Origin of the sequence: Mucilaginibacter sp. (genome assembly GCF_039925265.1) — a bacterium.
GTDB lineage: Bacteria > Bacteroidota > Bacteroidia > Sphingobacteriales > Sphingobacteriaceae > Mucilaginibacter.
Genome location: NZ_JBDSZG010000050.1, coordinates 90,765 through 110,194, shown reverse-complemented (window position 1 = coordinate 110,194; position 19,430 = coordinate 90,765). Strand labels below are relative to the sequence as shown.

16 protein-coding genes and 1 other RNA gene are annotated in these 19,430 nt (G+C 43.9%); 10 read left to right on the top strand and 7 right to left on the bottom strand.

Going from position 1 to position 19,430, the window contains the following annotated elements; genetic code table 11:
• Positions 1 to 2: 2 nt before the first annotated feature.
• Positions 3 to 194: a hypothetical protein gene (locus ABIX36_RS23305; protein WP_348084568.1), complete on the top strand. Its 192-nt coding sequence runs from the start codon at positions 3 to 5 to the stop codon at positions 192 to 194.
• Between the two features lie 318 nt (positions 195 to 512).
• Here the strand turns inward: ABIX36_RS23305 and ABIX36_RS23300 are convergent, their stop codons facing one another.
• On the bottom strand, positions 513 to 1,736 hold the full coding sequence (locus ABIX36_RS23300; RefSeq protein WP_348084567.1) for a HAMP domain-containing sensor histidine kinase: 1,224 nt from the start codon (positions 1,734 to 1,736) through the stop codon (positions 513 to 515).
• The gene (locus ABIX36_RS23295; RefSeq protein ID WP_348084566.1) at positions 1,737 to 2,903 is read right to left on the bottom strand and encodes an FIST N-terminal domain-containing protein; all 1,167 of its coding nucleotides are present in this window, start codon (positions 2,901 to 2,903) and stop codon (positions 1,737 to 1,739) included. It abuts the gene before it with no gap.
• Positions 2,904 to 3,277: 374 nt separating this feature from the next.
• On the opposite strand from ABIX36_RS23295, the gene ABIX36_RS23290 reads away from it, so the two are divergent.
• Complete coding sequence (locus ABIX36_RS23290; RefSeq protein ID WP_348084565.1) at positions 3,278 to 3,451, top strand: hypothetical protein; 174 nt, start codon at positions 3,278 to 3,280, stop codon at positions 3,449 to 3,451.
• Between the two features lie 46 nt (positions 3,452 to 3,497).
• Here ABIX36_RS23290 and ssrA read toward each other — a convergent pair.
• Positions 3,498 to 3,868, bottom strand: a transfer-messenger RNA (tmRNA) gene (gene ssrA, locus ABIX36_RS23285).
• A 259-nt stretch (positions 3,869 to 4,127) separates the two neighbouring features.
• Between ssrA and ABIX36_RS23280 the strand changes: the two genes are divergently transcribed.
• Together ABIX36_RS23280 and ABIX36_RS23275 are read left to right on the top strand one after the other, a co-directional pair.
• Positions 4,128 to 8,627 (top strand): IPT/TIG domain-containing protein, encoded by a 4,500-nt coding sequence (locus tag ABIX36_RS23280; protein WP_348084564.1) that lies wholly within the window; start codon positions 4,128 to 4,130, stop codon positions 8,625 to 8,627.
• The gene (locus tag ABIX36_RS23275; protein WP_348084563.1) at positions 8,627 to 9,313 is read left to right on the top strand and encodes a hypothetical protein; all 687 of its coding nucleotides are present in this window, start codon (positions 8,627 to 8,629) and stop codon (positions 9,311 to 9,313) included. The genes ABIX36_RS23280 and ABIX36_RS23275 overlap by 1 nt, the downstream gene beginning before the upstream one ends.
• Positions 9,314 to 9,402: 89 nt before the next feature.
• Here ABIX36_RS23275 and ABIX36_RS23270 read toward each other — a convergent pair whose 3' ends face one another.
• The 3 genes from ABIX36_RS23270 to ABIX36_RS23260 all read right to left on the bottom strand — a co-directional run bounded on the left by ABIX36_RS23270 (position 9,403) and on the right by ABIX36_RS23260 (position 12,639).
• Positions 9,403 to 10,464, bottom strand: a complete 1,062-nt coding sequence (locus ABIX36_RS23270) for an acyltransferase family protein (protein WP_348084562.1) — start codon at positions 10,462 to 10,464, stop codon at positions 9,403 to 9,405.
• A 118-nt stretch (positions 10,465 to 10,582) separates the two neighbouring features.
• The gene (locus tag ABIX36_RS23265; RefSeq protein WP_348084561.1) at positions 10,583 to 11,779 is read right to left on the bottom strand and encodes a pyridoxal phosphate-dependent aminotransferase; all 1,197 of its coding nucleotides are present in this window, start codon (positions 11,777 to 11,779) and stop codon (positions 10,583 to 10,585) included.
• Between the two features lie 449 nt (positions 11,780 to 12,228).
• Positions 12,229 to 12,639: a DUF1573 domain-containing protein gene (locus ABIX36_RS23260; RefSeq protein ID WP_128533318.1), complete on the bottom strand. Its 411-nt coding sequence runs from the start codon at positions 12,637 to 12,639 to the stop codon at positions 12,229 to 12,231.
• A gap of 136 nt (positions 12,640 to 12,775) precedes the next feature.
• On the opposite strand from ABIX36_RS23260, the gene ABIX36_RS23255 reads away from it, so the two are divergent.
• From ABIX36_RS23255 to ABIX36_RS23240, 4 genes are all read left to right on the top strand, one after another.
• Positions 12,776 to 15,208, top strand: coding sequence for a thiamine pyrophosphate-dependent enzyme (locus ABIX36_RS23255; protein ID WP_348084560.1), 2,433 nt, complete (start codon positions 12,776 to 12,778; stop codon positions 15,206 to 15,208).
• Positions 15,209 to 15,287: 79 nt separating this feature from the next.
• Positions 15,288 to 15,485, top strand: coding sequence for a DUF2683 family protein (locus tag ABIX36_RS23250; protein ID WP_348084559.1), 198 nt, complete (start codon positions 15,288 to 15,290; stop codon positions 15,483 to 15,485).
• Positions 15,476 to 15,658: a Txe/YoeB family addiction module toxin gene (locus ABIX36_RS23245; RefSeq protein WP_348084558.1), complete on the top strand. Its 183-nt coding sequence runs from the start codon at positions 15,476 to 15,478 to the stop codon at positions 15,656 to 15,658. Before ABIX36_RS23250 ends, ABIX36_RS23245 begins: the two co-directional genes overlap by 10 nt.
• A 179-nt stretch (positions 15,659 to 15,837) precedes the next feature.
• Entirely contained in the window at positions 15,838 to 16,410 is a 573-nt protein-coding gene (locus ABIX36_RS23240; RefSeq protein ID WP_348084557.1) for a hypothetical protein, read from the top strand.
• A gap of 24 nt (positions 16,411 to 16,434) precedes the next feature.
• On the opposite strand, the gene ABIX36_RS23235 is transcribed toward ABIX36_RS23240, so the two are convergent.
• Positions 16,435 to 16,830, bottom strand: a complete 396-nt coding sequence (locus ABIX36_RS23235) for a hypothetical protein (protein ID WP_348084556.1) — start codon at positions 16,828 to 16,830, stop codon at positions 16,435 to 16,437.
• A gap of 333 nt (positions 16,831 to 17,163) precedes the next feature.
• On the opposite strand from ABIX36_RS23235, the gene ABIX36_RS23230 reads away from it, so the two are divergent.
• Positions 17,164 to 18,063: a prephenate dehydratase gene (locus tag ABIX36_RS23230; RefSeq protein WP_348084580.1), complete on the top strand. Its 900-nt coding sequence runs from the start codon at positions 17,164 to 17,166 to the stop codon at positions 18,061 to 18,063.
• Positions 18,064 to 18,237: 174 nt separating this feature from the next.
• A complete protein-coding gene (locus ABIX36_RS23225; protein ID WP_348084555.1) occupies positions 18,238 to 19,368 on the top strand; it encodes a bifunctional 3-deoxy-7-phosphoheptulonate synthase/chorismate mutase type II in 1,131 nt (376 codons plus the stop codon).
• Positions 19,369 to 19,430 lie beyond the last annotated feature (62 nt).

Here is a 19,430-nt window from a genome sequence, read left to right as displayed (position 1 = left end):
CGATGCTATCAGCCAGGTTAATGGGGGTTTTACCACCCAGGGCACTGCATGGTACCGTAAAAGGTGAATTAAAGGATTTTATGGAGATACACAGCGCTAAGCTTAAACTGACGGCGAAGGGCGAAGTGATCAAATCGGAAAAGATCGGAGGTCGCACGACCTATTATACGGATGGGCAGGAGCTTTTTAACTAATCCTAAATTAGCGACCGTACACTATTCTGTAACTCGTCAACGATCTGCCAAACTTCCTTTTCAAAAACCGGTTGCCAAGGTACATTCATTCAAAATAACCGATCGCATCGAATTGTAATTCGCCTTATATGGCAACCCCAAAAAGTGAATAATTCTGCCTTAAAGCGCCTCCTGATGGGATTGCTTCCCCTTTAGTAGTTGAATTTGAGTTTGAGCAGTCTTTTTCACGCAAAAGCTTGGATATTCCTCCGCTAAATGCCAGTTATCGCAGTTAAGGGCAGACAGTAGAGATTGTTCATTAACCCCCTCGACGAAATCTTAATCAATCTCCTTAGGAGTTACTAATGGTAATATAAAGTAGAACTCTGACCCGGAGGCATCGCTGTTTACCCCTACGGTCCCACCATGCCGTTTAATGATCTCCGCTGAGATGTAAAGCCCTAAACCCAGGCCTGAAAATTTTTTTGACGATTCCTGTACCCGATAAAACCTGTCAAATACGTACTGCTGCTGTTCGAATGGTATACCGATACCAAAATCCCTGACCGAAAGCTTAACGGTCTGATCGGTTATATCGCTTCTGATGATGACCTTTTCGGCTCCCGGCGAGTATTTGATAGAGTTGGATAAAAAGTTATTGATAACCTGTTCCAGACGGTGCTGCTCGCCATTTATTTTAGCCGAAACATTATGGGCTATAATAATTTGATGAGTTTGTGTGGTAACCTGTACTTGCGCTACTACCTCTTCGATGAGATTTTTTAAATCGATCTCCGCATAATGGTAGACCATTTGACCAGCATGGATCTTACTTACGTCAAGCAAGTCTTCAATTAGGGAGGTTAGTTTGCCTAACTGTTTATTGGCTTTAAGAATAAAATCTCCGGCGGATGAGTTTTCCTGCGGAGGAATCATTTTTTGAAGGATCTGGAGATATGCTTTGGTAGTAGTAATGGGCGTTTTGAGTTCGTGGCTGGCGACATTCATAAACTCATCCTTCTTTTGCATTAATTCTTCGATTGCCTTTTTGTCTTTTTTTTGTTCAATGAGTGCATCTTTCAAATGCAACCTCATAATATCAATGGTCGCCGCTAATTTTTCCGCTTTGGTTACTGCCTTATCAGCAAAGTCAATGCGGGCTTGCGTACTGAATTCAACCAGCTCCCTGGTAAATAAATTTATTAGGATAGGCAAAATTTCTATCAATGGTCTGATTTGCTCGTCTGATGGTGTTCCGCCCAGGAAAACAATTACAGACTGTTCCGGGCCCAGAAAACCTATGGAGTTTTGTAACGTGTTAGCTTCAGGGAAAGGTAACAAGCCCTGATGGTGCCCGTTTTTAGAACATCCTGAAGTGAAGTCAAGCCAAAATTTTCCAGTGGGTAATGTTTGGGGAAAACCGGGCGCAGGCAGCAGTATCCCGATTTCACGATCGACAATAAATACAAATAAATGCGCGCAACCCAAAAAGTGCGCTAACTTGTTTGCTGCCTGGAACCGGTTGGTCGGGTCATTTAAGCCTGCGACAAGTGATGACAACATTTAATCGGGAATTACGCAAACCACAGCGGTGCAATTCTGAAATCCGCTAAATTGCCCGTTTACCCTTGCCACTTGCCCATAGGTATTGCAGCCTGCATAATTTGCCCCTTGAAGCGTCTCATTGACTTTTTCCAGTTCGAAATCAAATTCTTTTCCCATTCGAAGCCTTGTGGCTACACAGTCAAAAAACAAGGCTACGTTTGGCTTATGATCGCCGAGTTGTTTTATCGCGCCCGCGGCTGCTTCGACCGCCGCTTGTTTTGAACAATCGTTATCTGTCGCCATAAAACTAACATAGGCGCCGTTTGGGATATCGCTTGCCATGGCAACGGAACCATCGGGAAGAACCGCTAATGGCACCCTAAGTTTATAATCACCGGCAACCTCGATCCCAATAATATTATGCAGGAAAAAAGAAATAGGCTCATCAGCATTGAAATTTTGCCCGGTGGTCTCTGCATGGTCTTTAAATAATTCCACGGCAGAACGACCGTTTAAACTAACGAGTTTCATTCCATCGGTTTCTGTCACACGCATCCTGGAACCAACAGGCTTCCAGCCATGGGCAGCGCCAACACCAATAGGCTTGTTTGACAATATTTCTAATATAACTGCAGCATCAGTGTAAGCTTCCGTGTCGTAAAATACGTGCGTCTTTTGAAAATTTGCGTTATCGCCCGCGCCGCCGCCAAAAAACTGGTATTTTCCCGTCGTTTTTTCAGTTAACAACTCTATCAGTTCATCGGTAAACCCCGATAACGCGTCGGCAAATACCATTGCAGAATAATATTGATATTGGTAGTCGTGACCAGGAGATAAGACGTTTAACAACTCATCAGCTACTTTTTCACGGCTCGCAGTTATGGCTTGTCCAATGCCGGCCCTGAATTGCAACTCAGTAGAATACAAGGCTATTGCACAAGCGGAATCAGTGCCGAAATCATTTGAAGTAAATTCACCGGCCGAAGAACTGCCCACCAGAATTCCCGGGATGCAGGTTTCCTTTATCGTACGGAGTAGCGCCGCGTAATCATACACGGAGGAAGCGAAAACGATCACCACGTTTGGTGTTTTGTCAACAAGTTTTTCGATGATCTTTTCTCCAAGCTCTTTTCCGGCAGCGCTGCCATCGTTTTGCTGGGTGAAAACAATTGCGGATTTAGTCATTGTTTTTTATATAGAGGTCTTTTTAAAGTATTTAATGGAAACAACGATCTACCGGTTTTGATTTAAAAAAGCTAAAATTTTCTGTCAATTTAGTTATTGGGCATAATGGGTAACGCAGACAAGGCCATATTCACCCTTTGGAATAATACCTGCTATAATATTTAATTGGTTACATTTTCATTTTCTGTTACTTCTTTGCGGATTCGGTACCGATAACATTGATTTGTTGCAGTACATTACGTAAAACGGGTACCAAGCTTAATCATTGATCTTATCGATCATCAACTTACAATGGCGAAATATTTACCCTACGGGCCGTCATTGAACGATTGAGCAAAAATATGTCCGGAGGATTTAAATTATTCCAGGATCATATGCACAAGCTAAATGACATGAAAGGTATTTATGAATTATCAGATACAGTTAGAAAACGCACACTGGTTTCTACCGTGTTCGACAGCAATTTGTACTACCAAAATGGTATCTATCGAACACCAACCATACTCGCTGGTTTGGATCATAACTATCTGATAATGAAAGAAAATTGATTGCTTGAAATTGAAAAAAAAGGGATAATCTAACGATTATCCCTTCGGGTGGAGCCGGAGGGATTCGAACCCTCGTCCAAACATGGTATAAGGTAAGCTTTCTACATGCTTAGCTGTTATTTAATTGTAGGGACTATGGAAGGTTAACCGCTTACCTGTACCTTAATCCTTAGGTGCTTTGTTTCGCTCGCTTACCACACCTTTAAGCAGGCTATTTCCGTTTTTCGATGCCCCGGTTGCCGATCCAACAGAACAGAAAACCGGCGGGACAAAAGCTATGCTAATTCTAAATTAGGCAGCTAAGGCGTAGTTATTTTCGCCATTTGTAAGTTTGAGCGTTCAGATTTAAGCGCTAATTCACCCAACGCGCTGCATGCTTACTTATTTATCTCCATCCTGTCAATTCCGGTCGACCCCATTTTTTGAGTTGGCAGTATTGTTTGCCAGTTTGCAGATGAAGCAAAGATACGAATTTGTTTGGTTTACGGGCGGGTTTTAGGCGTTCAAAAAATTATACCTGCCGCCTTGTTGCTGAAAATGTTGTAAATAATATTATATTTAGTCGCACTAAACTTATCATTCATATTTAATGTTTCTCCCCGTCTTCATTAAGCATCACCCAAAAAATGGCCAGCGTTTATATAGTATAAGCCATATTGTTTTTTTGCTATTTCTGATGTTTTTTTTCGCAGTACCGGCATTTAGCCAGTTTAAGCAGGTCCATTTGGAAGGTAACGAGAATAGTCATGTCGAAAAAATGGATTTTTACTCGGGGGCGGAAGGGTACATTGCTTTTACCAAAACCCTGGGCTTTACTACAGATAGCGGCAAAACAGTTGCATATAAGCCTATCACTCTTTCTAATGTTAATTACAATGGTTACCAGGTAAATCTAACCTTCGGTTTTGAATTGAGCGGTGTAAAGGCTTTCGACCGTAACAAGCTGCTGGTATATGGAAGTTATGCACTGGTGCCTGCTATTTTATATTCTGCAGATGGCGGAAATACGTTTCAATTGGTTTTTCACTCCCAACCTAATGACGTCCCCGATTCCTTTGTAAGGGACATGGCCTTCCCGGGGAATGGCAGCATAGGTTATGCAGTAGATACATACCGGGTGTTGAAAACTACCGATGGGGGCCTTTCATGGACAGTTAACTTCCGTGATTCCGGAACACATTTTACTAACCTTCAGGCTGTAAGCGATAAAATTGTACACGCTTTTAATACCGATTGGCCCGAATTTAATGCACGATATGTCACTACTGATGGCGGTGGTAACTGGGAACCTGTTTACAGTAACACGGGCATAAATTACCTGTGTTTTTTTAACGCCAATGTTGCCTGGTTAAATACTAAGGACGGCAAAGTTTTTACATCGACAGACGGAGGCAGCAATTGGACGTTGCAAAATAATATTGCAATAGCACCCATCAACCTATCAAAAATGATAGTGGTAAACGATAGCATCGCCTATGGCATACAGGGCTTTGAGGTATATAAAACAAGTAACAAAGGCGAAATTTGGGAGCGGCTGCACCGCGATAATAACTACAGCTATCTTGGCTACTCGCTTAACGATATCCAAATAAAAGGAAACGCCATTTGGGCTGGCGGTGCACATGGTTATCTTGCATTAAGCGGTAACAGCGGCGGGAAAGTGGTACCGCGGGCCTATTTTACCATAGATGAAACCCAGGCCGAAACCACAGGTAACATAAAACTAACTAACTACAGCAAAAGCGGAAATAATTACAAGTGGCTGGTTAATGGTAAGGTTGTAGCTTTTACATACAACGCAGTATATGCCGCCGAATTATACGGGCCGAACGATACCGTTCAGCTTGTGGTATCAAACTCTGCTTATTCCGATACTTTAACAAAAGTAACCTCGTTTAGCCAGGCGGTAAAAATATTGGCCATCACACCTGCCAGCGCAGCAACCGGTGAGCAGATCTATATCAGGGGCGAGCATTTTAAGAATATCACCGGCGTTACACTGGGTGGGGTGCCCGTGGCATCGTTTAGTGTAGATCCGTATGGCGAAGGGATAGGCGTTGTAGTTGGCAAAGGCGCCACTGGCGAAGTAAAGGTTACTTCTACAAAGGCAAGTTCAACCTTTGCTGGGTTCACTTATATACCACCACCCCAAATTATCTCGTTTTCGCCGGCAATTGCTGCTAAAGGCGATTCCGTTACCTTAAAAGGCACTGGTTTCGATCTGGTGGGCGAAGTGTATTTTAATAAAAGACAGACGGGCTTCAGGGTGGTATCCGAAACTGAAATAAGGGCGGTAGTGCCCGGAGGCGATGCCAACGGAAACATTATTTTAAAAGGATATCCGGGTGCAGATACCATAAGTAATTTTAAGTTAAAACCCGTTATCAGTTTGCTTGATGTGAATATAGGGCGTTACAACTCGCCGGTTAGTGTAATAGGCACAGGTTTTTACAATGTAAAAAGTGTAGAACTTGATGGTAAACCGGTTGTTAGTTTTCAATTATATCATGAGACTTACGCATACACGGATAACATAACAGCGGTGTTGGGTGAAGGTGGTACTGAGGGTGAACTTGTGGTTACGTTAGATAACGGCCTAAGTGCAACTTACTCAGGGTTTAAGTACCAATTTACGCCGGCAATAATATCATTTACGCCCACTGCCGCCGCTCCGGGCAGCAAGGTAACTATTACCGGTAATAATTTCAGTACTACACCTACCGAAAACTTTGTGTATTTCGGTTCGGTTAGGGCGGTTGTAAACTCGGCTACCAAAACTACAATGGTAGTTACTGTACCCGCCGGGGCGGTTTATGCCCCCATTACCGTAGCATCCCAATATGCCACCTACAACTCCTCGCGGTATTTTACGCCCACATTTAATGGCGGTACCCCGATAACCGCCGCTTCTTATGGTGCGCTTACCAGCGCCTGGGTGGGCAATAACCCACGATCATTTAGTATAGGCGATTTTAATAAAGATGGCAAAGCCGACATATCTGTTACTGCTTTTGGCGAAAGTAACAGCTTCAACTATTATATGCTCAACAAAAGTACTTCTGGCAACATCTCGCTTTTAAGAGCACAAAGCCTAAGGCTTACATACGGAAACGGTTATAACACCGATGGTGCTAACCTTTCGGAGGTGGCAGATTGGGACTTAGATGGCGACCTTGATGTGATACTTGCCGGTACCTACGAGGATAAACCTGCATATGTGAAGGCCGTTTTCCGGGATTCTATCACATATAAACCGAGTGTGCCGGTATTGGTGTCATCTTTCCAGACAAATTATTTTTATGACGAGAGGGGAATACCAACAGGATTAGGTATAGCCGATATGGATGGCGACGGCCAGGCAGATTACCTCACGTCGGGCTTTCTGCCAGATCATTCTTTATTTCCCAACCTTAAGTTGGCCGATCTGGATGGCGATGGTAAAGCCGATGTATTGGTTCGCTTTGGTGACACACTTGCCGTGTACCGCAACATCAGTATAAAAAATAATATCAAATATGCGCCGAGAGTAAACATACTTGTAGGAGCCACCATCAGTCGTATAGCCCTGGGGGATTTTGACAATGACGGTCGTACAGACATAGCTATGACGGTGAAAAATTCCCCTGGCCTTATCGTTTGGAAAAATATCAGCAATAGCGGTAACATAGCACTTACGCGCGCCCAAAGTTTCGGTACCGACATTGCCCCCACAAGTATTGCGGTTGGCGATCTTGACGGCGATGGCCGGGTCGACATAGGTATTTCGGTGGGCATTGATAAGGTTTTGCTGTATCCAAATAAGAGTGGCGCAAATATTGGGTTCGATGCACCGGTAATTGTTGCGCTTAGTGCACAAACTGAACTTGCTTTTTGCGATCTGGACGGAGACAGCAGGCTGGACCTTATCGCATTAGACCCCGGTGGACTAAACGGGATCGAGCAGGGCTTAAATATTATGCGATACCTTGCCGGCGGGCCGCAAATTACTTCTTTTAGTCCCGAAGGCGGGCCTAAAGGCACTGTTATTGAAATTAAAGGTTCGGGTTTAACCGGCACTACTGCAGTTACCATAGGCGGTACAACGGTGCTCTCATTTAAAGTAAATTCTGATAACAGTATTACCGCTACCGCAGGCGAAGGTTCTAAAGGATATATTGCTCTCGACGGCCCTAAAGGGCCCGGTACATCGTTATCTGTTTTTCACTTTTTACCCGAGCCCGCAGTGTATGTAAATGGTTACCTCACTCAGGCAGCCGCATTTAATTTAGGCGATTCGGCTTCCCTGGATCTTACGCCTTACGACGAGCAGTTTAAATTTCAATGGTATAAAAACGGCGTGGCTATGGCAGGTGCAACCGGCCCGCATCTTACTGCCAAAACAAGCGGTACCTATGCAGGTAGTATGCAGTATGGCAGCGGGCCTGCTATCATGTCGAAACCGGTGGAAGTGCGCGCAATATTAGCTTTACCTGTGAATAATTTTACTGTGGCCGGCACTAACATAACTTGCAGGGGGAGCAAGAATGGTATTATCACTGTAACGGCCAAAACCCCGGCAGCATATACGGCAAATATTACGGGTGCCCTAACCGGGGGAGTTAAATTTTATTCTGATAGAAAAATTGAAAATCTTCCGCCGGGCGAGTACAACGTATGCCTTACGGTGGATAATTATCCCGAATATCAGCAATGCTTCAGCATAACTATCAGCGAGCCTAAAGACTTATCGGTTTACGCCATTGTGAACAAAACCACTAACATGGTAGAGCTTAACTTGGATGGATCTAATCTTTATAATATCAGTGTTAACGGCAAAATATACACAGCCGATAACAGCGTAACCCTGCCACTGGAACAAGGCTACAATAAGATAACCATCAGTACCGATAAACCTTGCCAGGGCATTATTGAAAAAGTGATCGACATTGCGAACAATGTTTTGCCATACCCCAACCCCGTTGTTGATGTGCTGAATATAAACCTGGGAAATAACGTAGCGCCTAATGCAATAATAAGCATCACCAATATTAATGGCGGGCGCATTTTATACACTAAGGAAATTGCCAATCCTTACGGGGTGCTGCAGGTTAACATGGGCGGCTTTCAATACGGGATATACCTGGTAAAGCTGAAATTGGGTAATAAAGAGAGTGTTTATAAAATAACAAAACGGTAATGAAAATAAACCGGGCATTATTCGCTATTTTAATAGTGTTATCAGCTTGTGGCAAGGGCGGCGGCCCTTCTAAAAATGATGATGTTATTCCGACAGTAACTTTGGTTGCCCCGCTTCAAAATGAGGTTTGCTACAGTGGTGCTGTATTATCCGATACGGTAAGCACCGTTGACTTTGAGTGGAAAGCAACCGGGGGGGCAGATTTGTATGAGCTTTATATAACTAATTTGCTTAACAGCCAGGTTGTTAAGCAAACAGTAAATGTTGCAAAGTATACAGCAAGGCTTAAAAGAAGCACACCTTATTCGTGGCGCGTTGTAGTAAAAGGCACCACGCATGATGTGGAGAGCGCGGGGTGGAGATTTTATGTTGCAGGCCCGGCTGCAACCGTTTATGCACCTTTCCCTGCAGAGTTGATCAGCCCGTTACAGGGCGAAAGTATGGTAACAACTTACCCCGTAACCCTAAGTTGGAAAGGGAGTTCGGTATCTGGCAATATCGCATCCTATGATCTTTATTTCGGTACAGCAAGTAACCCGCCCTTGTTTAAGAGTAATTTATCGTCGGCATACAGCAATTATGGTGTAGATGTAGACCGCGGGCATACCTATTATTGGCGTATTGTAACCCGCGACAGCAATGGCGCGACGTCAATCTCGCAACTTTTTCAATTTAATAACAGGTAGTTATTTCACCCTTTGCTGATGTTAGTAATTTGCTTAGGAATCATCTGAAATTGAATGCACAGATAGCATTTATTTGATTGCAAATTGCTTTACCCCGTTAGGTGTTTTAAAACCGGTACTTTACTCATCAACCAGATCAACAACCACGATATCACAAAGCATAATAGCGCTACAAGCGGGATACTCAGCCAGGGATTAAAAATGGCGTACGAAACTCCATTCAGCACCAGTATATTCAATATCAGTGCATGGACGAAGTAGATCCCCAGCGTAAATTTCCCTGCATTTGCCAAAATACGTTCTAATTTGGGTGCTATTTTTACCCTAACGTTCTTCGCGATGAGGAATGCGCTGGCAGACAGCATTACCACAAATGGGCCCACCGGCTCGTAAAAGTAGGTACTCAATTCGTTCGTTCTTACCTCGAGATAATAAGTACCGATGGTGATAATGATTGCGAAGCAGATGAATACTAATACCGCTATAAAAGCCACACCCGGGAAATTGAATTGTTTATTGGCTAAATAATAGCCGAGTACCAGGTAGCCGATGTATCCGCTAAAATATCTTAGTTCTACCGCTGTTTCAAAGCGAGTAAGATAGGGACTGCTTATTAATATCGTGATAACCCAGATTGCCAAAAAGTAAAGGAGTTCTTTCTCTGAGGCGTTCCGCACAAATTTGCTGATGATGGGGATGATGAGGTACAGCCCCACCAGTAAGTATACATACCATAAATGATAGGAACTGCCAATTTTAAGCTGATGTAATACCAGGTTGATATTGCCCAATATCCCGCCATTGAAATAAATAATTTCTTCGTACCATTGGTAGCCCACATAAACCAGGCTCCAGAACAGGAAGGGTAGGAGTAATCGGCCAAGCCGCTTTTTCAGAAAATCGCCCAGTTCATAATCCTTGCCCAATAGCAATGCCCCCGTTATCATCACAAATACAGGAACCGCAAACCTAACTGTGGCGTTGTAAACATCCGCAGCCATCCAATTGCCCAGCGGAACAGTTTTGTAATTGAAAAGCAATGGCGATGCCGTATGCAAAACCACTACCGCAAACATGCCTATCAGTCGTAAATTATTTATCCAACTTACGTTTTTGCTTTTAGCTGCATGGATAGTTTCGCTGAATTTCATGTTGTTGTGCCTGAATGTAGGTAATTCTCCGGAAACGAGCAAAGCCGCTAATACACAAATCTTTGCGTATTAACGGCTTTGGATTATAATTTGGGGCTTTATGGCAAATGCCATTGTGCTAAACTCTTCCCGGATATGCTTTCAGGCCCTCGGCCAAGCAAACCATCGCTTTATTAAGTTCATCGTTATTCAATACATAAGCCATGCGCACTTCGTTAATGCCCGCGCCGGGGGTGCTGTAAAAGCCGGTTGCGGGTGCCATCATTACGGTTTGGTTTTGGTAGCTAAAGCTCTCCAGCATCCACTGGCAAAACTTATCGGCATTATCTATCGGGAATTTGGCCACCACGTAGAATGCGCCGCCCGGGTTAGGGCAGTAAACGCCTTCAATTTTATTCAGTGCCGATACCAGGGTATTGCGGCGTGCGGTGTATTCTTTGTTAACGGCTGTAAAGTATTCGTCGGGGGTATCAACAGCTGCTTCGCCTGCAATTTGCTCTACCATACCTGCAGAAAGGCGTGCCTGTGCAAACTTTAAACCTGCTGCAATAACCGCTTTGTTTTTGGTAATAAGGCAACCCAAACGGGCACCGCAGGCGCTGTAACGCTTGCTTACCGTATCCATTACGATGACATTCTCATCCAACCCATCCAAATGCATGGGGGAGATGAAGGTGCGGCCATCGTAGCAAAACTCGCGGTAAGCCTCATCGCTGAAAATGTACAGGTCGTATTTCAACGCCAGTTCTTTCAATCCATCCAGTTCCGCTTGCGAATAAAGGTAACCTGTAGGGTTATTAGGATTGCAAATGATGATCGCCTTAGTTTTCGGACCGATCAGTTTCTCAAACTCGCTGATAGGCGGCAGCGCGAAACCGTTATCAATATATGATAAAATGGGTTTTACCACCACATCGGTTTGGTTGGCAAAGCCGTTGTAGTTGGCGTAAAATGGCTCGGGGATAATCACCTCGTCACCATCATCCAGGCAGCTCATCATGGCAATAGTGATCGCTTCCGAGCCGCCGGTGGTAACAATTATATTTTCGGGTGTAATGTTGTAGCCCAGCTTGTTATAATACTCTGTAAGTTTTTTGCGATAGCTCAGCGTTCCCTCAGACGGAGTGTAAGCCCATACCTTAAAGTCTATATTCTTAATAGCATTCAGCATCCCCTCCGGGGTTTCAATATCCGGCTGGCCAATATTTAAATGATATACTTTTTTGCCCTCAAGCTTAGCTTTATCGGCAAATGGTGTTAGTTTACGTATAGGTGAAGCAGGCATGCGCTGCCCCTTTTGAGAAATTTTTGGCATGGTGCAAAATTAGTAAAAAAAATATAGCCCAATAAGCGCCATTGTAAAGCCTTTTGGTCTTATAAAAGATCTGTGGACCTTTTTTACACGGAAGTGTTCCACATTAAATGGGAACACTTATTTTAAAAACAATATTGATTATCAGTATTTTACAGTTTTTCGTGAAATACTTTGGAACACCCCTGTTCGTTAAGTAATCCTTATAAGTTGCTGATAATAAAATAATTAACCAAAAATGCAAATTCGACTCAAAACGAGATAAAACACTTTTTTGGAACGCCTATTTTCAGAACAAGTTAATGACTTTGCAATTTGCATAGTGTTACCGGAATGTTAACAGTGGGGCCTTTATCAGAACTATAAAAACCTATAAACGAAAAAGGCACCGAATTTATCGGTGCCTTTAATATTTTCACTACCTCTTCCTTGAAGAGCAAAGGGGTAGATATTTATTTACTGCTTGCTGTTACTTTCTCAACAACTTCGCCAGATATAATTAAATATTTGGTTGGCGTTTTAGAATTTGACGTAACTACAATCGTTTTGTTAAATGCCGATACACCCGCCGCGTTGTAAGTGATCTTGATGGAACCTTTACCACCTTTTAGTACCGGTGTTTTGGTATAATCGGCAATGGTACAGCCACAGGTAGGGCGTACGTCAGTTAAAATAAGAGGCTCCTGGCCAACGTTAGTATACTCAAATACGGTGGTAACGGGTATACCTTTCGGTATTTTACCAAAATCGTGTTTTTCTTCGGTGAATTTAAACTCGGCTTTGGTATCATCCTGCGCCATCGCGGTATTAGCAGTGAAGGCAAGGCCTAAAAACACTGCGCAAATCATCATTATTTTTTTCATGGTTCCTGTTTGATTCTTACAAATATAAAAGGTTTAATGTAAATTAAAAACTATTGCACAAACTATATGTTTTACTACTACCAATTACAAAAACAGAATAGAATTTTATAATTTTACCGCCTAAACAAAATATTGTATGCCCGAAACTGTAATACACCATGGCAATGAACTAAAAGCTGCCGAACTCAGTTTTGATGATTTCAAAAAAATTGTGATCAACGATTACCGCGTTGGTTACGAAAGCAGGCAGGCCAGTATTTTGGGCCGCAGGGAAGTACTTACAGGTAAAGCCAAGTTTGGCATTTTTGGCGACGGCAAAGAAGTCGCCCAGTTGGCTATGGCCAAAGTTTTCCGCAATGGCGACTGGCGCGCAGGTTACTACCGCGACCAGACTTTTATGTTTGCCACAGGTATGAGTAACCTGAAGGAGTTCTTCGCGCAGTTATACGCGCATCCTGATATTGAGAAAGACCCCGCATCGGCCGGCAGGCAAATGAATTGCCACTACGCTACCCGTTATGTTGATAAAGACGGTAACTGGGTAAACCAGGCCGAAACAAAGAATACCGCGTCGGACCTTTCTACTACCGGCGGGCACATGCCGCGCTTATTGGGACTGGCCTACGCATCTAAATTATATCGCCAAAATAAAGAGCTGGAATACCTTAAACAGTTTTCGGTTAACGGTAACGAGGTTGCTTTTGGTACCATTGGTAACGGTTCTACTTCCGAGGGTTTATTTTTTGAGGCTTTTAATGCCGCCGGCGTTTTACAGGTGCCAATGGCTATTTCTATATGGGACGATGCTTACGCGATATCCGTTCCCGCCAAACTGCAAACCACCAAAGAGGATATTTCCGAAGTACTAAAAGGTTTTCAACGCGATAGCAAAGGCGCCGGTTACGAGATATTTAAAGTAAAGGGATGGGATTATGTGGCCCTTTGCGAAACATACGAACGTGCTATAAAGATCTGCCGCGAAGAGCATGTACCCGTGATGATCCACGTAATAGAAATGACCCAACCACAAGGGCACTCTACGTCGGGTTCGCATGAGCGTTACAAATCAAAAGCCAGGTTGGGATGGGAAGATGAGCACGATTGCCTGGTGCAGATGCGCAAATGGATGATAGAATCGGCCATCATCACTACCGAAGATATTGACGAACTGGAAGTGACCGCTAAAAAGCATGTACGCGAATGTCAGAAAGAGGCCTGGGCCGACCTGGAAGGCGAGATAAAAACCGAAATGGACGAGGCTGTTGAACTCATAGAGAACATTGCCGAGTATTCGCCGAAGCATAACGAGTTACACGCGCTGACGCATGAACTGCAAAGCTGCGTTGACCCGGGCCGCAGGGATACCATTGCTGCCGTACGCAAAGCATTACGCATTACCCTTGGCGAAAATTCGCACGAACGCAAGGTGCTGGCCGATTACCTGAAGGATGAATTTGTAAAAAACAAGGAACGTTTCAACTCTAAATTATTTACAGATACACCGCACTCGCCGTTATTAGTACCGGTTGTTAAGGCTGAATATACTGAGGACGCCAGGCTTTTAGATGGCCGCGAAGTGCTGAATGCCTGCTTCGATGCTAATTTCGAACGCGATAAGAGCATTGTAGCCTTTGGTGAAGATGTAGGTGCCATAGGCGATGTAAACCAGGGTTTTGCCGGTTTACAAGCTAAATACGGCGATCTGAGGATCACCGATACCGGCATCCGCGAAGCTACCATAATAGGGCAGGGGCTTGGGCTGGCCATGCGCGGCTTAAGGCCCATTGCCGAGATTCAGTACCTCGATTACCTGTTATATGCCCTCACTGTTTTAAGTGATGATGTGGCCAGCTTAAGCTACCGTACCCGCGGCGGCCAAAAAGCGCCGCTCATCGTCCGTTCGCGCGGCCACAGGCTGGAAGGAATCTGGCACTCAGGCTCACCGCTTGGCACCATCCTAAACTCCATGCGCGGTATGCACATTTGCGTACCCCGCGATATGACACAAGCCGCAGGAATGTACAATACGCTGCTACGCGGCGATGAGCCCGCGCTGGTAATAGAGTGTCTTAACGGGTACCGTTTAAAGGAAAAACTACCAACCAATGTTGGCGAGTTCACCGTACCATTGGGTAAGGCGGAGATCTTAAGGGAAGGCAACGATATTACGGTAGTAACCTATGGCTCCACCCTGCGTATTGTTATGGAAGCAGCCGTGGAACTGGAGAAGATGGGCATCAACATAGAAGTTGTTGACCCGCAAACGCTGTATCCATTCGATACCGAGAACGTATGCGCCAATTCGCTGCGTAAAACCAATAAACTGCTGGTAGTTGATGAAGATATCCCCGGCGGAGGTTCTGCCTATATCCTGCAGAAAGTGATAGAAAAACAAAAAGGCTATTACTCACTGGATGCACAGCCAAAAACACTCTGCGGCGCAGAACACCGCCCGCCATACGGCTCAGACGGTGACTACTTCAGCAAGCCATCGCTTGATGATATAATAGAAGCCGTTTACAGCGTAATGAACGAAGCAAGCCCGGGGAAGTATCCGGCGATTTATTAAGAGATTATAATGGAATTATTGAAAAGCCCTTGGAATTATCTGAGGGCTTTTTTAGTTTTTTTTATTGTATTTTTGAATTATGGAGACGCTTATAGTACAACCCAAAACCAGGGAGCAACTTGCTGCTTTAAAAGCCTTTGTTAAAGCTCTTAAAATCGACTATACATCGAGTGAAAGCCCTTACGACCCGGAATTTGTAGAGAAAATATTACAAGGCCGGGAAGATATCAAAAATGGGAAAGGTGTTAAGATTGACACTAAAGACCTATGGAAGTAATTTTTAATCCTCGCGCTGTTGAGGATTTAAATTATTGGAAGCGGTCGGGAAACAAAGGCGTTCAACAGAAAATTGGTAAATTAATAGATGCTATTAAGGAAAATCCATTTGAAGGAATCGGAAAACCTGAACCGCTAAAACATAACCTATCAGGAGTATGGTCGCGAAAATAACAGGCGAACATCGGTTGGTTTATGACGTTAACGAGCAAAATGAAGTAGTTATTTTGAGTATTCTTTCATTAAAGGGAGATTATTAATCCATCCAGCAAACCCACAGTCGAGTTTACTCCTAATATTACCTGAAGCTTTTTGATTAGCCTTGTGGCATACCCCTAACACGTTATCACCTAATGGAACTTTTTAATAGCCTGCTCCGCTTGTTTTTTGATGTTTTTATCAGGAGCACATTTATAAGTGTGCCTGTGATAATCATTATCTGGGCGATTTTTAAAGGCAAAGTTCAAACACAAAATGCGTTAGCAATTATAAAATGGCTGTTGATTTCTCATACAGTTCTTTACATTGTTCAGCTGGTTGGCGAGTTTGGTTATAGTTATTTTGGGGGAGTAGAATACATGCAATACATTATTCCCGCACGAGCTGTAGGCTCTTATGCAATTTTCTATTGGTTTATGTGGGTCTCAGTTACCCTTTTGCCGTTCTCGTTACTCATCAAAAAGTTAGGCAGAAATGCTTACTTTCTTTTTTTAGTTGCTCTCTTAATGAATTTGGGATGGTTGTTTGAGTTGTTTGTGATACATGTAACCAGTCTACACCGCGATTACATCCCTGGTGTTGATGCTTATCTACTATACCCTGTTGAAATAAGTGTGCTATTGGAAGGCGTAACATGCGGTGTAGTTGCCGTTGTTATAGGGCATTTTGCAAGTAAGAGAAGAGACAAAATTAATGTAACTGGATAGTTCCAATTCTTTAAATCTTACATCTCACTTTTTCTTCTTCCTGTTCTCCAGCATCGCCACAATACTTATCCCTGCACAATCTGCAATTAGTTGTGTAGCTATCTCCATCGGCATCGCTTCCTCAAAGGTAAAATTAACGCAGCCTTTCTGGAATTTGGCTAAAGGCAGCAACGGCTCATATTTTTGATGTATCGTCGGGTTCATATACATGGGCAGGCAATGTAACGAGATATGTGCTTTTACGCCGGATAGCGCGTATTTCATGGTTGTAGCTTCTTTGTAAATGATCATTTCTTTACCCATCATAGGCTCCACAACGGAAACTACGGTTTTATCATTAGCCATAATGGCGTCGTGAAGGGCGGTCATGATAGGCTGGCGCTCGGGGAGTTGCTGGCTGATGTATTCGGTGGCTGTCATGGAGGCTCAAATTGGTAAGCTAATCTAAAATTTTAAATCGGGTTAAAAAAATGCGGCAGCACCACGGTATTCATAAGTAAACGATCTTTTTTACCCAATAAAATTCTGTTCGCCTACAAATTTTAACAAAAAATAAAATTATCTCTTGACAAATTGATTTTTACTTGTACATTTACGGCATAACAACAACAATGAACAATTCACGTGCATATTTTTATGGTTTCTACTTTTACTTTAGCAGTAAAAGCCGGGACTGATATGTACTAACAAAACATACAAAAAACTGAAAAGTCCCGGCCCAAAAAGGCGGGACTTTTTTGCTTTAACACAATGATGAAAACCGAAATACCAAGAGTTGCCATACAGGGGATCCGCGCTTCCTTCCACGAGGAGGCCGCATTTAAGTTTTTTGGCGAAAAGATCCACACGATAGAGTGCAACTCGTTTAAACAAACCTTCGAGGCGCTAAAGAACGGCGAAGCCGACTACATCGTAATGGCCATAGAAAACAGCATTGCCGGCAGCATCCTGCCCAATTACTCGCTGTTGATGAGTTACAGTTTCCCGGTGGTAGGAGAGGTATACGTGCCCATACAGCTGCACCTGATGGCTTTGCCTGGTGTGAAGTTTGAGGATGTAAAATACGTAACATCGCACCCCATCGCCATTCGCCAGTGTGTTGATTTTTTTGATGAATATCCTAACCTGAAGATAGTAGAGAGCAACGATACCGCCGCCTGTGCCAAACGCATCCGCGATGAGCAATTGACCGATACCGTTGCCATAGCTAACGCGCTTGCCGCAAACCTTTACGGACTGGATGTTTTGGAACGCAGGATAGAATCTAATAAAAAGAATTTTACCCGCTTTTTGATCCTGACCACGCACGAGAACGCTAAAAAGAAAGCGGGTAACAAGGCATCGCTTTGTTTCCAGGTGAGTAACGAGGTGGGCTCGCTGGCCAAGGTGCTCAACATCTTCGCGCAGGAAAACGTGAACATGAGCAAAATTCAAAGCATGCCGGTTTTAGGCAAGCGTAACGAATATAATTTTTATGTAGACATAGAGTGGGCGGAGACCAAGCATTACGATGCCTGCATTCGCCAGATCTTAAAATACACCCAAAACTTCAATATTTTGGGCGAGTATGAACGGTTCGAGGAAGAAATAGCACCCTTATTACCAAAGGCACAAAAAGCAAAAAAGTATATCACCATCAAGAAAATAGAATAAAGCCGGTAAGAAGTCCGGAGTCGGAAAGTCCGAAAGAAGGAAAATAGAGATCGGTTATTCGACAGTAACGATAGCCCGAAAGAATAAAATTAAACAGATAACAATAAAATAACATAACCCCAAAATTACTTCCGGACATTCGGCCTGCCCGATTCCGGAACAATAAAAAACGATATGAAACTGAACTTAAACATACAACCGCTTAATACCTGGATCAACAAAACAGGTATCGAACCACTTGTAATTGCCGGCCCATGCAGCGCCGAGACGGAAGACCAACTGGTGGCTACCGCTCACCTATTAGCTAAAACAGGTAAAATAAGCGCCCTGCGCGCAGGTATCTGGAAACCACGCACCCGTCCGGGTGAGTTTGAAGGTATCGGCAGCATTGGTTTGGAGTGGTTAAAACGCGCCAAAGCAGAAACCGGCTTGCCAACTGCCGTAGAAGTTGCTACAGCCAAACACGTTGAAGAAGCTTTAAAAGCTGGTGTAGATATCCTTTGGGTGGGCGCACGTTCAACTGTAAACCCGTTCACCGTACAGGAAATTGCTGATGCACTGCGTGGTGTTGATGTACCGGTAATGGTAAAAAACCCGGTTAACCCCGATCTTTCTTTATGGGTTGGCGCTTTAGAGCGTATAAACAACGCGGGTATCACCAAACTGGCGGCTATTCACCGCGGGTTCTCTTCTTACGAAAAGTCTGCTTTCCGTAACGAACCAATGTGGGACCTGGCCATCGGTTTAAAAACCCTTGCACCGCACTTGCCGATCATTAACGATCCAAGCCACATCACCGGTAACCGCGACCTGATCGGTTATATCTCGCAAAAAGCGTTAGACCTTGATATGCAGGGCCTGATGATCGAATCGCATATCGACCCAAGCGTAGCCTGGACAGATGCAGCGCAACAAGTTACGCCAGCCGCGCTTGCTGATATCATCACCAACCTGCACCTGCGTAAACCAGAAGTTCGTAACACCGAACTGAACGATAAATTGGCCGAACTGCGTAACCAGATAGACAAAATTGACGACCTGGTGATCCAAAAAATGGCTGAGCGTATGAAGATAGTAGAGAAAATTGGTGAATACAAAAGGGATAACAACATCACCATTTTGCAGGTAAACCGTTGGGACGAGATCTTGCACAAACGCACCAGCTACGCAAAAGCATTAAAACTGAGCACCGAGTTTACAGAGAAATTACTGGAACTGATGCACAGCGAATCTATCCGCAAACAAACGGAGATCATGAACAAAAGCGAAGCAGGCCAGGCAGCAGAGAAATTAACACACGCGTAATAAGCTTTCTATAAGTTTTTGCGCCAGGTACTTACAGGGCGCAAAAACAAAACATTTGCGCC